Origin of the sequence: Amycolatopsis sp. cmx-11-51, assembly GCF_047608665.1 — a bacterium.
GTDB lineage: Bacteria > Actinomycetota > Actinomycetes > Mycobacteriales > Pseudonocardiaceae > Amycolatopsis.
In genome coordinates this window covers 48,497-62,286 of record NZ_JADNQO010000020.1, presented here as the reverse complement: position 1 = coordinate 62,286, position 13,790 = coordinate 48,497, and the positions used below count along the sequence as shown (strand labels likewise).

Genomic DNA, 13,790 nt, shown 5'->3' with positions numbered 1-13,790 from the left:
CAGTAGAAGGCGCTGGGGGTACACCATCCGCGTAAGGGATAGTGAGCTGATGACCGAGAGGCCCACCCGCCGCCAGCCGACCGCGCGTCAGCGCGCGCTGCTCTCGGAACTCGAAGCGCTCTTCCTCGCCGAAGGCTTCTCCCAGTTCACACTGGACGACCTCGCCGCCAGGCTGCGCTGCTCGAAGTCGACGCTCTACGCGCTCGCCCCCAGCAAGGAGCAACTCGCGGTCAAGGTCGTCGCCCACTTCTTCAAAGGTGCCGCCGAGCTTCTGGAGGAGCGGCTCGCCGGAATCGACGACGCTCGCAAGATCCTCGGGGAGTACCTCGCCGGTATCTCCGAATACCTCAATCGCGCCTCGGCCGCGTTCATGACCGACATCGCCGAATTCGCGCCGGCGCGGGACGCGTATCAGCTCAACAGCCGCGCGGCGGCCGCCCGGATCCGGTCGTTCATCGACCGTGGTGTCACCGACGGCGTCTTTCGCGAGGTGCACGCGCGGCTGATCGCGGAAATGGCGGGATTGATCATCGAGGGAATCCAGACCGGCGTGGTCGGTCAGCGCACCGGCGTGACCGACGCCGAGGCGTTCACCGCTCTCTCGGAGCTTCTTCTCGGAGGCCTTGCGCCGAAAATGTCCTGAACTGACAATTCTGGTGGTGGAACCGCCGGCTCGGCTAGCATCGCGCCCGTGATCGTCGTAGGTGGAGAGGCGCTCGTCGACCTCGTTCCCGGTGAACCGTTGGATTCCACTGTGGACGGTGGGTTGCGCGCGCTGCTCCCCCGGATGGGTGGTGGTCCCTACAACGTCGCGCTCGCCGCCGGTCGGCTCGGCGTGCCGACGGGCTTCCTCTCCCGTGTCTCGAACGACCGTTTCGGGGTCGCGCTGGTGGACCGGCTGCACGCTTCCGGTGTCGACATCGCCTTGCTGCAGCGGGGAAACGAGCCGACGACGCTCGCCGTGGTCGCGCTCGACGAAAAGGGTTCCGCGCGGTACACCTTCTACACCGAGGGCACCGCGGACAGGCTCGTCGGTGATCCTGGCCCCCTGCCCGAGAATGTGACGGCGCTCTCGCTCGGCACCCTCGGCATGGTCCTGGAACCGGGTGCGAGCACGTACGAAACCGTGTTGCGCCGCGAATCCGCCCGCGGTGTCCTGACCGTCCTCGACCCGAACATCCGGGCGGCGCTGATCACCGATCCGGCGGCGTACCGGGCCAGGTTCGAGTCCTGGCTGCCGCATGTCCGCCTGCTCAAGATCTCCGACGACGACACGGAATGGCTCACCGAAGGGGCCGATCCGGTCGACGCCGCAAAGGTCTGGACCTCTTGCGGAGTCGATGCCGTTGTGCTCACCCGTGGCGCGGAGGGGTTGTCCGTCATCACACGGGCGGGGGAAATCGCCCAGGTGCCGTCACGCCGAGTCGCCGTCGTCGACACGATCGGCGCCGGTGACACCGTCCAGGGCGCTTTGCTGGCGTGGCTGTATTCGAACGAGGTGCGCGACGTGTCCACTCTCGACGCCGTCGGCTGGCGTTCGGCGCTCGAATTCGCGGCGAAAGCGGCGTCGATCACCGTCTCGCGGAGTGGGGCGGAACCGCCGACGGCCGGGGATATGGCATCTGCCGTGTGAACCTGGTCCCAAAGCGGCTGTTGTGAGCAACTCACCCGCTGCGCGTTGACCCCACTCTCGACTAGCGTGGTGGGGAATTCATACCCCAGCGGGGCGGTGTGCAGCGAGGCCGTGGGTCACGCGCGTGAAAGAGGGCGTACCTGTGGAACCTACAGGCGCCGCCGGCCCGTGCTGAACGTGAGAGGGACTTACATGTCCGACGCGACGACGGCTGCGGGGCAGTCCGGCGAGACTGTGCCACTTGGTTCTCGGCGGGAAAGCGAACCTCAAACCGCGACGCTGCGCCTGCCCAATGGCGAGCACGAGTTCAAGGTGATCCACCCCGTCGAGGGCGCGCCGGGGATCGAGCTGGGGAAGCTGCTGGCGACGACCGGGTACATCACCCACGATCCGGGGTTCGTGAACACCGGTGCCGCGTCTTCGGCCATCACCTACATCGACGGCGACGCCGGCATCCTGCGCTACCGCGGGTACCCGATCGAGCAGCTGGCCGAGAAGTCGACCTTCATCGAGGTCTCCTACCTGCTCATCTACGGCGAGCTGCCCACCGAGACGCAGCTGTCCGAGTTCACCGAGAAGATTCAGCGCCACACCCTGCTGCACGAAGACCTGAAGGCCTTCTTCGGTGGCTTCCCGCGCGACGCGCACCCGATGCCGGTGCTCTCCAGCGCGGTATCGGCGCTGTCGACCTTCTACCAGGACTCGCTCAACCCGTTCGACGAACCCAACGTGGAGCTGTCGACCATCCGCCTGCTGGCCAAGGTCCCGACCCTGGCCGCGTACGCGTACAAGAAGTCCGTCGGACAGCCCATGCTGTACCCGGACAACTCGCTCGGCCTCGTCGAGAACTTCCTCCGGATGACCTTCGGCTTCCCGGCCGAGCCCTACGAGGTCGACCCGGACGTCGCCAAGGCGCTCGACCTGCTGTTCATCCTGCACGCCGACCACGAGCAGAACTGCTCCACCTCGACCGTGCGCCTCGTCGGCTCCTCCGAGGCGAACCTGTTCGCCTCGATCTCGGCGGGCATCAACGCGCTCTTCGGCCCGCTGCACGGTGGCGCCAACAGCGCGGTACTGGACATGCTCGAGGGCATCCAGGCCGAGGGCGGCGACGTCGCGAACTTCGTCACCCGCGTGAAGAACAAGGAAAAGGGTGTCCGCCTGATGGGCTTCGGGCACCGGGTCTACAAGAACTACGACCCGCGCGCGAAGATCATCAAGAACACCGCGGACGACATCCTCTCCAAGCTCAAGGGCGGCGACCAGCTGCTCGACATCGCGAAGAAGCTGGAAGAGACCGCGCTCTCGGACGACTACTTCATCGAGCGGAAGCTGTACCCGAACGTCGACTTCTACACCGGCCTGATCTACCGGGCGCTCGGCTTCCCGACGAAGTACTTCACCGTGCTGTTCGCGCTCGGCCGCCTGCCGGGCTGGATCGCGCACTGGCGCGAGATGATCCAGGACCCGGCCACCAAGATCGGCCGCCCGCGGCAGATCTACACCGGCTCCGCGGAGCGGAACTACGCGCCGATCTCGGAGCGCTGACCTCCGCCTCGGCAAGTTTTGTGAACGGGACTTTCCTTGCGAATTCCGCGAGGAAAGTCCCGTTCATCTCATTCGGGACTGCGCGCACCGGCGGCACCGCCTAGGGTTCCCGGCGTGACCAGAGAAGCCCCCGTAGTGCTGTGGTTCCGCCGCGACCTCCGCCTCGGCGACCACGCCGCCCTGCTGGAAGCCTCGGAGCACAGCAAGCACGTCCTGGCGCTGTACGTCCTCGACGACGCGCTCCTCAAACCCTCGGGTGCCCCGCGGGTGGCGTTCCTGCACGGCTGCCTGAAGGCATTGGACGACCAGCTCGGCGGCCGCCTGATGCTCGTCAAGGGCGACCCGGTCAAGGAGGTCGTCAAGGTCGCGCGCGAGATCGGCGCTTCGGCCGTGCACGTCAGCGCGGACACCGGCCCGTACGGCCGCCGCCGCGACGACGAGGTCGAGAAGGCGTTGGCACGGCACGACATCGCGTGGACCGAGACGGGGTCGTCCTACGCGATCACGCCCGGCCGGATCACCAAGCCGGACGGCGAACCCTACCGCGTGTTCACCCCGTTCTACCACGCGTGGGTACGTCACGGCTGGCCGAGTCCGGTGGACACCGGAAAGTCCATAGTGGACTGGGTGGAGCCGCCCCGTTCGGTGCAGCTTCCGAAATCCCCTTCCCTCGAGGGGATGGAGCTACCCGAGCCCGGCGAGAAGGCGGCACTGGATCGCTGGCACGAGTTCCTGGACGACGGTATCGAGACCTACGACGAGGATCGTGACCGCCCGGATCGCCCCGGTACGACAAGGCTTTCGCCGTATCTGCGCTGGGGTTGCGTCCACCCGCGCACCCTGCTCGCCGACATCGCCGGGAACGAGGGGGTCGGCGCGAAGTCGTTGCGCGGCGAGTTCGCCTGGCGTGAGTTCCACGCCGACGTTCTGTGGCATCGCCCCGAAACCGCGCGGAAGAACTACGATTCCCGCTTCGACGCCATGGAACACGAGAGTGACGACGAGGCCTTCAAACGGTGGTGTGAGGGCCGCACCGGATTCCCGATCGTCGACGCCGGGATGCGGCAGTTGCTCGCCGAGGGCTGGATGCACAACCGCGTCCGGATGATCGTGGCGAGCTTCCTGGTCAAGGATCTGCATCTGCCGTGGTGGCTCGGCGCGCGGCACTTCATGCGGCATCTGGTCGACGGCGATCTCGCGTCGAACCAGCTGAACTGGCAGTGGGTCGCCGGCAGCGGCACCGACGCCGCGCCGTACTTCCGGATCTTCAATCCGACCACGCAGGGGGAGAAGTTCGACCCCTCCGGCGAGTACGTCCGCCGCTACGTCCCCGAGCTCCGTTCCACGCAAGGGGAAGCCACGCACAAGCCGACGGATGTCAAGGACTATCCGGCGCCGATGGTCGACCACGCCCACGAACGCCAAGTCGCGCTGGAGCGTTACGGCGCCATCAAAGGGCCATGAAGGCCCCCTTCCTGTACCCAGGCGCCAGAGTCCCGGCAAAGTCGAGGTCTTGCAGGTCAGGCGGTTGTTCGTCGCTGTGTAAGGCTGACGATGTAGGAATTGGGACGTTGAGTGTCCCAATTCCTACATCGTCGCGGAGTCACACCGGTCACGAAGCTTGATCAACAGGGGTTCAGGAACATGCCTCCCCCAAAAACCCCGGCACACGCCCGAGTGGGGAGGATTTCGGACGTTCAACGTCCCGAACCCTCCCCACTCGGCCCTCCCCTTGCAGGCGTCAGAAATGTCAAGCCCGGACTGCCGCCAGCAGCGCTGACCAGCGGCTGCAACTTTGCCGGGACCCTGCGTCCAGCGCAAGGAAGGGGGCCTTCATATACTTGGATCAGCCCTTCAGGGCCTCGGACAGCTTGATCCGGCTGCCGACCCGCAGGACGCTGTTCTGGTAGATCCGCGCGCCCAGCCAGGTGAACAGGGCGATGGCGCCGACGGTCAGGCCCAGCGACAGCACGACCTCCCACACTTCGACGGTCCCGGCCGCGATCCGGGCGGGCATCAGCACCGGTGACAGCAGTGGCACCAGCGAAAGGATCACCGTTCCCGTGCCTTCCGGCGACTGCGCCAGCAGGTTGAACCCGACGACGAAGCCCAAAATCAGCACGATGTTGACCGGGCCGATCACCGACTGGGTGTCCTCCTGCCGGGAGACCAGCGAGCCCATCGCGCCGTAGACGGTGGCGTACAACAGGAACCCGAGCAGGTACCACACCACGCCCCACAGCAGCGCGCTCGTCGCGACCCCGGACAGCGTCAGCACGTTGGTCGCCGACGCGACGGCCAACCCGACGCCGCCGATGATCACCAGCTGGGTCAAGCCGACCAGGCCGAGCCCGATCACCTTGCCCAGCAACAGATGCCACGGCCGGACGGTGGACAGCAAGATCTCCACGACCCGGCTCGACTTCTCTTCGACCACACCCTGGGCGACCAGCGTCCCGTAGGTCACGATGCTGATGTACAGCAGCACCGCCACGATCAGCCCGATCACCATCCGCTGGGCCTTCTCCGGATCCGGCGGTTTGATCGAGTCGACCTCGACCTGGGTGTCGGAGACCGTGCGCAGCACCTGCTCCGGGTTCTCCACGACTTCGGAAAGCTTGCCGTTGAGTACTTCCTGCTGCGAAACAGTGGTCAGCAGGGCACGCAGCTTGGTGTCCAATTCGGACTTGACGAGCACTTTCAGCTCGGTGGCGTTGCCGGACAGCAACGCGTCGAGATCACCGTTCTCGACCTGCGACCGGCCCTGCGCCGGATCGGCGACGACGACGGTCTCGATCTTCTCGCCGACCGCCGTACCGGCCGTCTGGAGCTGTTGCGCGATGCCGGCGGTCTGGCCGGTGAGCCCGATCTTGCTCTTGTCCTCGTTGCTGATCAGCGTGGACTGCAGCAGGACGTAGCCCATCAGCATGACCAGCAGCACGGCGGTGCCGATCACGAAGGACCTGGTGCGCAGCCGCGTGTTCAGCTCACGTTTGGCGATGAGCCAGACCGCGCGCCAGGGCGATACGGTGTTCATGCGGAAACTCCTTGTACTGCGGGCTTTTCGGCGACGGCGTCACGGAACAACTCGGTCAGCGAACGCCTGCGCTTGGTGAACTCGGTGACCGGGCCGGTGGCCAGCGCCGCGGCGAGCACGGCCTGATCGTCGGCGTGGGCTTCGAGCTCGAGGATCGTCGTCGGGCCGTTCTGCTCGACCGACCGGACACCGGGAACGGCCGAGGCCCAGCCGGGCGAGGCGTTGGGCGCGGTGACGACAAGGCCGTTGCCCGCGTCGGCGGTCAGTTCGGCGACGGTGCCGGAGGCGACCATCCGTCCACTCCGGATGATGCCGACCCGGTCGCACAACCGCTCGACCAGATCCAGCTGGTGACTGGAGAACACCACCGGCACCCCGGTGGCGGCCTTCTCCCGCAACACCCCGCTCATCACGTCCACGGCCAGCGGGTCGAGACCGGAGAACGGCTCGTCCAGCACCAGCACCCGCGGGTCGTGCACCAGCGCGGCCGCGAGCTGCACACGCTGCTGGTTGCCGAGGCTGAGTTTCTGGACCTCGTCCTTGCGGCGTTCGGTCAGGCCGAGCCGGGCGATCCAGTTCTCCGCGCTGCGGTGGGCGTCGTTGGCCGACATCCCGTGCAGTTCGGCGAGGTAGACCAGTTGCTCCAGCACCTTCATCTTCGGATACAGCCCTCGTTCTTCCGGCATGTACCCGATATGCGTGCGGGTCTCGTGAGTGATCGGCGCGCCGCCGAGGCGCACCTGGCCGGAGTCGGCCGCCAGCACCCCGAGGACGATCCGCATCGTGGTGGTCTTGCCCGCGCCGTTGCTGCCGACGAACCCGAACAGTTCACCGGGCTGAACCTCGAAGCTCACCTCGTCCAGCGCGACCTTCGCGCCGTAACTCTTGGAGATCCGGTCGATCTCCAGCTTTCCCTCGATCATTTCCACTTCCCCTCCTCGAAATACCGCACCAGCGCCGTGAAACCCCGGTGAACGCCGGAGACCGTGCGGTTTCGCTGGACCAGTCCGTCCAGTTTGACGTTGCTCACCACCGAAGTGGCCCGATACACCAGGACCGCCCGCCCCGCACCGGCGAGGACCCCACCGGCCACCAGCACGACGGCGACCATCCCGATGGACACCTTGTAGCGCTTCTTGTCCCCGGTCATGCCGGAGTCACCCCCTCGAAGTCTTCGGGATCGTCGTCCGGCAGTGCCCAGCCCAGGATGACCGCCGACAGCGTGGTGCCGGTGATCAGCAGGGCGCAGCCCATCATCGCGCCGCGCGCGCCGCCGTGTTCGGTACCGGAGACGAGCAACCCGTAGAGCACCGCGACGATCATCAACCCGACCAGAACCTGGTAGCTGACGAAGGTGGCGCGATGCCGCCACTCCCGCTCGCGTTCGTCGAGGCGGAGCGAGAAACCGCCGCTCATCTTGCCGGTGAGGATCCGCAACAGGTATTGCGCGCCGCCGGCGACGACGCAGCCGCCGAACCAGCACAGGAAATAGGCCAGGGTGTACCGCGTTTCGAACAGGGCGGCCCCGGCGATCAGGACCAGGTCGCCGGCCACCACGAACACGCTCAACGTCCGCCGCCGCTTCCGTGTGCGCCAGGTCGGCAGCCGCAGCGCCCGTTTGCGTTCCCTTTCCTCCAGCCGTTCCAGCTGTCGTTCCCAGGAGGCCGCGAGGCGTCCCCGTTTCTCACTCATGTTCCCCCCTCCCGGTAGACCTGAGTGGACAGTGGCGTGAACGGTTCGCGGCTGAACACGGCTTCGACCGGGAGGTCGAACACTTCGCAGATGCGGAACGCCAGATCCAGGCTCGGGTAGTGATCCCCCCGTTCGAGCGCGCCGATGGTCTGCGGGTTGACCTCGACCGCCGCCGCGAGGGCGGCCCTGCTCAGCCCGCGCTCCGCCCGGAGCACGGGAAGCCGGTTGTAGATCGGCAGCTCTTTGCCGCGTCTGACCGGACTCATGGAACATACTGTTGCAAAAACCCAACGTTTCGTCAACCTAAAAGCGCGCTTCACTGCGCGTAGTTGACTAATCGCGGGTGGGTCAGACGAGCCCGGCGAGCGACTTGTCGACGAGTTCCTGGACGCGGGCACTGGCGGCCTCGGCTTCGGCGGCGACCAGGCTGAGCCGGGTGCGGCGCTCCAGGACGTCCTCGACGTCGAGCGCGCCCTCGTGCCGCACGGCCCAGACGACCTCGGCCGCGCTGATCTCGGTCCCGCCGAAGAGGGGAAGGCCCAGGTCGGGATCGACCTCGCCGAGCGCCGCGATCTTGGGCGCTTCGGTGCCGTATTTCGCGACCAGCCGGGCAGGAGCATCCACAGTGGACAGACGGCTTCGCTGGATCGCGCCCAGCAGCGGAAGCCGGGACGTGGTCGACGGCCCGGCGTGGAGCCCGGATCGTTTCAACGCGGTGTCGACGGCGTCCTCGGCCATCTTCCGGTACGTCGTCAGCTTGCCGCCGACGACGGTGAGCACGCCGTCGGCGCCGGTCACCACCGCGTGCTTGCGCGAGAGATCCGCGCTTCGCCCGCCGCCGCCTTCGACCAGCGGCCGCAGTCCGGCGAACGTGCCGGCGACGTCGGCGCGGGTCAGCGGGCGGGTGAACGCCGTCGACGCCACTTCGAGCAGGAAGTCCACATCGGACTCCGGCACGGTCGGCACGCGCGGGACAGGGCCGTCGGTCGGTTCGTCGGTGACTCCGACGAACACCCGGCCGTCGGGTTGCGGCAGCAGGAAGACGAACCGGTTGTTCTCGCCGGGGACGGGGACGTTGACCGACGTCGCGCCGATCCGTGCCGCGCCCGAAGCCAGGATGAGGTGCGAACCGCGGGACGGCCGCAGCCGTACCGATTCCGCCAGTTCGCCCGCCCAGACGCCCGTCGCGTTGATCACCTGACCGGCGTGGATTTCCACTTCCTGACCGGTGAGCCTGTCCCTGGCCAGTACCGAACCCGCGTCGAGCCGGAGCGCCTCGACCCTCGTCAGGATCTTCGCGCCGCGTGACGCCGCCGTGCGCGCCAAACTCACCACGAGCCGCGCGTCGTCGGTCAGTGCGCCGTCGTAAGCCAGCAGCGCGCCACGCAGGTCTCGGGGGGACAGGCCGGGTGCGAGCGCCAGCGCCTCCGCGGCCGGGATCGACCTCGGCCGGGGCAGCACCGACGCCGGGGTCCCGGCCGCGCGGCGGAGACCGTCACCGGCGGCGAGTCCGGTCATGATGAACGCCTGCTGGCCGCGGGAGGTCTTGCGGTACATGGGGAACAGCTGCGGGATCGCCCTGGTGAGGTGCGGCGCGGTGCGCGTCATGAGGATGCCGCGCTCGACCGCGCTTTCGTGTGCCAAGGCCAGATCGCCCTTGGCGAGGTAGCGAAGTCCGCCGTGGACCAGCTTGCTGGACCAGCGTGAGGTCCCGTACGCCAGGTCGTACGCCTCGATCAAGGCCACCGACAGACCACGCGCGGCCGCGTCCAGCGCGATCCCGGCGCCGGTGACCCCGCCACCGACCACCGCCAGGTCGACCCGCTCACCGCCGGCCAGTGCCGCGAGTTCCCGCTCGCGACGCAGGGCGTTGAGTGAGCCCGGCGTCACGGCCGCAACGCCGCGTCGAGCACGTGGGCGAATTCCGCCATCAGGGTCTTCTCGTCCACGTCCGCGGTGGCGGGGCGGTACGAGAAGGCGAAGGACTGGATGAGCAGCAACAGGGTGCGCGCCTGCGACGGCAGGTCGCCCTTGCGGATCGAGCCGTCTTCGTGGCCCGACCGCAGCAGATGGTGGATCACGCCCTCGGCGAAGCGCTGGGTCTTCCCGAGCCGCTCGACGATGTAGGGCAGGACGAGTTCGGGGTCGAGGTCCAGCAGCGTGCGGAACAGCGGGTCGCCCGACAGTGCGGCGACGGCGGCGGCCGAACTCCGCACGAGCTTTTCCCGGAAGTCGGCCGGTTCGACGTCCGGCTCGGCGGCGCCTCGCAGCAGCCCCCCGAATTCACGGGTCATGAGGGTCGCGAGCACGCTGCGCACGTCCGGGAAGCGGCGGTAGACGGTCATCCGGCTGACCTTCGCGGTCCGCGCTATCTCCGCGAGCGTGGTCCGCCTCACGCCGACGGCGAGAACGCACGTCCTCGCCGCGTCGAGCAGAACGTCGTCGGACACGCGCGTGGAGGCCTGGCGGGATCGGGTATCCGCCAGTGCCGAAACGCCTGTTTCCGCAGGTGAGTGACGTTGTACGTCCATATGTAACACTGTAGTCGTGACAGAGCTTATTGACCACCGGTTAAGACGATCCTGGACGCCCGGAGCCGGTGACGCGGCCCACCTTCCGGTGAAGGCGCTGCGATGGCTCGTCCAGCGTATCGGCCCGTTGGGCTCGCCGGTGCCGTTCGCGGGGATTTCGACCTCGTCCGTTCCCGATTCGGCGCTCGGCGAACAGCCGAAACGTGATCTCGAGGACCTCGTCGGCGCCGAGCACGTCCTGGTGGTCCCGGGTGAGCGGCTCGCGAGGGCGAGCGGTTTGTCCTATCTGGACCTGCTGCGGCGACGGGGGTTCGGTGATTTCCCGGTGCCGGACGCCGTCGTCCTGCCGGAGAATCCCGACGAAGTCCAGTCGGTGCTGGAAATCTGCGCACGACACGACGTCGGTGTCGTCCCGTTCGGCGGTGGGACGTCGGTCGTCGGCGGGGTTTCGGCACTGCGCGGGGACAAGGCGGCGGTGATCGCGCTCGACCTCACCAGGCTCGGTGACCTGGTCTCCGTCGATCCCGTGTCCCGGATCGCGGTCCTGCAGGCGGGCGTCACGGGCCCGGAGGCCGACCGGCTGCTCGCCGCGCACGGCTTCACCCTCGGACACGTTCCGCAGTCCTACGAACGCGCCACCATCGGCGGATTCGCCGCGACCCGGTCCGCCGGGCAGGCCTCGTCGGGCTACGGCCGGTTCGAGGACATGGTTTCGGGCGTGCGGCTCGCGACCCCGCGCGGTGAATGGAAACTCGGTGTCGCGCCGGCGTCGGCGGCCGGACCCGACCTGCGGCATCTCGCCGTCGGCAGCGAAGGCACGCTCGGTGTGATCACCGAGGTCGCCCTCCGTGTCCGCCCGGTTCCGGAAGTGCGCCGCTACGAGGGCTACGTCGTCGACGGCTGGGAGAACGGCACCGCCGCGGTGCGCGAACTCGCCCAGCGGCACGCGCTGGCGGACATCACCCGATTGTCCGATGTGGACGAAAGCGAGGTTTCGCTGGCGCTCAACGACAGTTGGAAGACCAAGGCGCTGCGCCGGTACGTCCGTCTGCGAGGGATTTCAAATCCCTGCCTGCTCATCGTCGGCTGGGAAGGTGCGTCGAAGCGCGAGGTCGCGCGGCGCCGTCAGGACACGACGAGGGTGCTGGAGCCGTTCGGCGCCGTCCGGATCGGGCGGACGCTCGGAGAATCCTGGCGCCGCGGCCGGTTTTCCGGACCGCGCCAGCGGGATGCCCTGATGGACAACGGCGTCTGCGTCGAGACCGTGGAAACGGCCGCGTACTGGGCGGAACTGAGCGACCTGCGCGACGCCGTGCGTGCCGCGCTCACCGCCACCCTCGGCCGGGCCATCATCATGTGCCACGTCTCGCACGCCTACGAAACGGGCGCGTCGCTGTACTTCACCGTGCTCACCGCACGCGACGAGGCCGACCCGGTCGGCCAGTGGCGGCGGGCGAAGGCCGCGGCGTCGGAGGCGATCACCGGGATCGGCACCATCTCGCACCACCACGCCGTCGGCGTCGACCACGCGCCCTATCTGGCGGCGGAAATCGGTGAGATCGGCGTCGAGGTGTTGCGAGCGGCGAAGAAGGCCGTCGACCCGGCCGGGATCCTCAATCCCGGGAAGCTTCTTTGACCAGGCTCCCGGCGTCGACCAGCGTGCAGTCCAGGCCGTGCGTCTCGGCGGGGATCCCCTCCAGCGCCGCGGCCCGGCGCTGTTCGAGGTCGGCGACGCGGATATGCCTGCCGTCCACGAGGATCGGCAGGCGGATGTCCGCCGCGCCGACGTACGCCACCACGTCGTCGAGCACGGTGCCGTCGTCGAGGGTGATGGCCGGGGCGGTCAGCCGCACCAGGCTGTAGCGGCGACTGTTGCCCTCGCACTCGTCGAGCACGGCAAGCTGCTCGGGGGACGCGAACCAGATCGAGTGCTCTTCGACGACCCCTGGGGCGGCGGCGAGCGTCGCGGGCCGTTGCCCGTCCCGGAACCGCAGGCCGGACGCCCACACCGCGGCGAGGTCGGTGCAGCGCGCGTGGCAGACGACGACCGGACCGGCTAGGCCCATGTTCTCCCGCAGCCAGGTGATCTTGGACGGGCACGCGTTCGAGCCGTAGGCGAGCACGGCCTGGCGTTCGCGCCAGCCCTCCGGCGCGGTGTCGAGGCTGTGCCCGGCGCCGTCGAAGTGGACGAACGAATGACCCGGCCGCGCTCCCGGGTACGGGTCGGCGGGGAAATCGGCGTCGGTGAAGAGTTTCACCACGTCACCACGCTGCGGAGGACGTCACCCTGGTGCATCCGCTCGAAGGCCTGCTCGACACCGTCGAGCGCGATCCGCTCGGTGACGAACTTGTCGAGCGGGAGCCTGCCCTGGAGGTAGAGGTCGATCAGCATCGGGAAGTCACGTGAGGGCAGGCAATCGCCGTACCACGACGACTTGAGCGAGCCACCGCGCGAGAAGAAGTCGATCAGCGGCAGGTCCAGCCGCATGTCCGGGGTCGGGACGCCGACGAGCACGACCGTGCCCGCGAGATCGCGGCCGTAGAAGGCCTGACGCCACGTTTCGGGCCTGCCGACCGCGTCGATCACGACGTCCGCGCCGAACGAGTCGGTGAACTCCTGGATCGCTTCGACGACCTGGTCTTCGCTCAGCCCCTTGCTGTTCAGGGTGTGTGTGGCGCCGAAGTCCTCGGCCCAGGACAGTTTCCGGTCGTCGGTGTCGACGGCGATGATGGTCTTCGCGCCGGCGAGGTTCGCCCCGGCGATGGCCGCGTCACCGACGCCGCCACAGCCGATGACCGCGACGGAGTCACCGCGGCTCACCGCGCCGGTGTTCAGCGCCGCGCCGAGACCGGCCATCACCCCGCAGCCGAGCAACCCGGCGACGGCGGGTTCGGCGGCGGGGTCGACCTTCGTGCATTGTCCACTGTGGACCAGCGTCTTTTCGGCGAACGCGCCGACGCCGAGGGCCGGCGACAGAGCGGTGCCGTCGGCCAGTGTCATCGGCCGGGCGGCGTTGAACGTCGAGAAGCAGTACCAGGGCTTGCCCCGGCGACAGGCCCGGCAGGTGCCGCAGACCGCGCGCCAGTTCAGGATCACGTAGTCACCCGGTTCGAGGTCCGTGACGCCGTCACCGACCCCCTCCACGAACCCCGCGGCCTCGTGGCCGAGGAGGAACGGGAACGCGTCGTTGATCCCGCCCTCGCGGTAGTGCAGGTCGGTATGGCAGACGCCGCACGCCTTGACCGAGACGACGGCCTCGCCGGGCCCGGGATCGGGCACCGTCACGGACTCCAGCGAGACCGGTTCACCCTTGGCGCGGGAAACGACGCCCTGGACCTCGTACGGCAT

14 protein-coding genes are annotated in these 13,790 nt (G+C 68.2%); 5 read left to right on the top strand and 9 right to left on the bottom strand.

The window, feature by feature from the left end:
* Positions 1–49: 49 nt before the first annotated feature.
* From ACM6LU_RS35885 to ACM6LU_RS35870, 4 genes are all read left to right on the top strand, one after another.
* Positions 50–643 carry a TetR/AcrR family transcriptional regulator gene (locus ACM6LU_RS35885; RefSeq protein WP_414942305.1) on the top strand — a complete coding sequence of 198 codons (594 nt, stop codon included), beginning with the start codon at positions 50–52 and terminating at the stop codon, positions 641–643.
* A 48-nt stretch (positions 644–691) separates the two neighbouring features.
* Positions 692–1,633, top strand: coding sequence for a carbohydrate kinase family protein (locus ACM6LU_RS35880; RefSeq protein ID WP_414942304.1), 942 nt, complete (start codon positions 692–694; stop codon positions 1,631–1,633).
* Between the two features lie 192 nt (positions 1,634–1,825).
* The gene (locus ACM6LU_RS35875) at positions 1,826–3,181 is read left to right on the top strand and encodes a citrate synthase (protein WP_414942303.1); all 1,356 of its coding nucleotides are present in this window, start codon (positions 1,826–1,828) and stop codon (positions 3,179–3,181) included.
* Positions 3,182–3,295: 114 nt separating this feature from the next.
* Positions 3,296–4,645 carry a cryptochrome/photolyase family protein gene (locus ACM6LU_RS35870; RefSeq protein ID WP_414942302.1) on the top strand — a complete coding sequence of 450 codons (1,350 nt, stop codon included), beginning with the start codon at positions 3,296–3,298 and terminating at the stop codon, positions 4,643–4,645.
* Positions 4,646–5,027: 382 nt separating this feature from the next.
* Here ACM6LU_RS35870 and ACM6LU_RS35865 read toward each other — a convergent pair whose 3' ends face one another.
* The 7 genes from ACM6LU_RS35865 to ACM6LU_RS35835 form a co-directional block, all read right to left on the bottom strand.
* Entirely contained in the window at positions 5,028–6,218 is a 1,191-nt protein-coding gene (locus ACM6LU_RS35865) for an ABC transporter permease (RefSeq protein ID WP_414942301.1), read from the bottom strand.
* Positions 6,215–7,141 carry an ABC transporter ATP-binding protein gene (locus tag ACM6LU_RS35860; protein WP_414942300.1) on the bottom strand — a complete coding sequence of 309 codons (927 nt, stop codon included), beginning with the start codon at positions 7,139–7,141 and terminating at the stop codon, positions 6,215–6,217. The genes ACM6LU_RS35865 and ACM6LU_RS35860 overlap by 4 nt, the downstream gene beginning before the upstream one ends.
* The gene (locus ACM6LU_RS35855) at positions 7,138–7,368 is read right to left on the bottom strand and encodes a hypothetical protein (protein ID WP_414942299.1); all 231 of its coding nucleotides are present in this window, start codon (positions 7,366–7,368) and stop codon (positions 7,138–7,140) included. Before ACM6LU_RS35855 ends, ACM6LU_RS35860 begins: the two co-directional genes overlap by 4 nt.
* Complete coding sequence (locus tag ACM6LU_RS35850) at positions 7,365–7,910, bottom strand: hypothetical protein (RefSeq protein WP_414942298.1); 546 nt, start codon at positions 7,908–7,910, stop codon at positions 7,365–7,367. Before ACM6LU_RS35850 ends, ACM6LU_RS35855 begins: the two co-directional genes overlap by 4 nt.
* Positions 7,907–8,176, bottom strand: a complete 270-nt coding sequence (locus ACM6LU_RS35845; protein ID WP_414942297.1) for a helix-turn-helix transcriptional regulator — start codon at positions 8,174–8,176, stop codon at positions 7,907–7,909. Before ACM6LU_RS35845 ends, ACM6LU_RS35850 begins: the two co-directional genes overlap by 4 nt.
* Positions 8,177–8,258: 82 nt before the next feature.
* The gene (locus tag ACM6LU_RS35840; protein ID WP_414942296.1) at positions 8,259–9,800 is read right to left on the bottom strand and encodes a glycerol-3-phosphate dehydrogenase/oxidase; all 1,542 of its coding nucleotides are present in this window, start codon (positions 9,798–9,800) and stop codon (positions 8,259–8,261) included.
* The gene (locus ACM6LU_RS35835; RefSeq protein WP_414942295.1) at positions 9,797–10,360 is read right to left on the bottom strand and encodes a TetR/AcrR family transcriptional regulator; all 564 of its coding nucleotides are present in this window, start codon (positions 10,358–10,360) and stop codon (positions 9,797–9,799) included. The genes ACM6LU_RS35840 and ACM6LU_RS35835 overlap by 4 nt, the downstream gene beginning before the upstream one ends.
* A 97-nt stretch (positions 10,361–10,457) precedes the next feature.
* Here ACM6LU_RS35835 and ACM6LU_RS35830 point away from each other — a divergent pair, with 97 nt between their 5' ends.
* Positions 10,458–12,077: an FAD-binding oxidoreductase gene (locus ACM6LU_RS35830; protein WP_414942294.1), complete on the top strand. Its 1,620-nt coding sequence runs from the start codon at positions 10,458–10,460 to the stop codon at positions 12,075–12,077.
* Here ACM6LU_RS35830 and ACM6LU_RS35825 read toward each other — a convergent pair.
* Together ACM6LU_RS35825 and ACM6LU_RS35820 are read right to left on the bottom strand one after the other, a co-directional pair.
* Complete coding sequence (locus ACM6LU_RS35825; protein ID WP_414942293.1) at positions 12,055–12,702, bottom strand: gamma-glutamylcyclotransferase family protein; 648 nt, start codon at positions 12,700–12,702, stop codon at positions 12,055–12,057. The two genes, ACM6LU_RS35830 and ACM6LU_RS35825, sit on opposite strands and share 23 nt — an antisense overlap.
* A complete protein-coding gene (locus ACM6LU_RS35820) occupies positions 12,696–13,790 on the bottom strand; it encodes an S-(hydroxymethyl)mycothiol dehydrogenase (protein ID WP_414942292.1) in 1,095 nt (364 codons plus the stop codon). Before ACM6LU_RS35820 ends, ACM6LU_RS35825 begins: the two co-directional genes overlap by 7 nt.

Bases quoted from the DNA above. Each gene is read 5' to 3' on its own strand.
- ACM6LU_RS35885 (WP_414942305.1), top strand. From the start codon at position 50: ATGACCGAGAGGCCCACCCGCCGCCAGCCGACCGCGCGTCAGCGCGCG.
- ACM6LU_RS35875 (WP_414942303.1), top strand. From the start codon at position 1,826: ATGTCCGACGCGACGACGGCTGCGGGGCAGTCCGGCGAGACTGTGCCA.
- ACM6LU_RS35865 (WP_414942301.1), bottom strand. From the start codon at position 6,218: ATGAACACCGTATCGCCCTGGCGCGCGGTCTGGCTCATCGCCAAACGT.
- ACM6LU_RS35860 (WP_414942300.1), bottom strand. From the start codon at position 7,141: ATGATCGAGGGAAAGCTGGAGATCGACCGGATCTCCAAGAGTTACGGC.
- ACM6LU_RS35855 (WP_414942299.1), bottom strand. From the start codon at position 7,368: ATGACCGGGGACAAGAAGCGCTACAAGGTGTCCATCGGGATGGTCGCC.
- ACM6LU_RS35850 (WP_414942298.1), bottom strand. From the start codon at position 7,910: ATGAGTGAGAAACGGGGACGCCTCGCGGCCTCCTGGGAACGACAGCTG.
- ACM6LU_RS35845 (WP_414942297.1), bottom strand. From the start codon at position 8,176: ATGAGTCCGGTCAGACGCGGCAAAGAGCTGCCGATCTACAACCGGCTT.
- ACM6LU_RS35820 (WP_414942292.1), bottom strand. From the start codon at position 13,790: ATGCCGTACGAGGTCCAGGGCGTCGTTTCCCGCGCCAAGGGTGAACCG.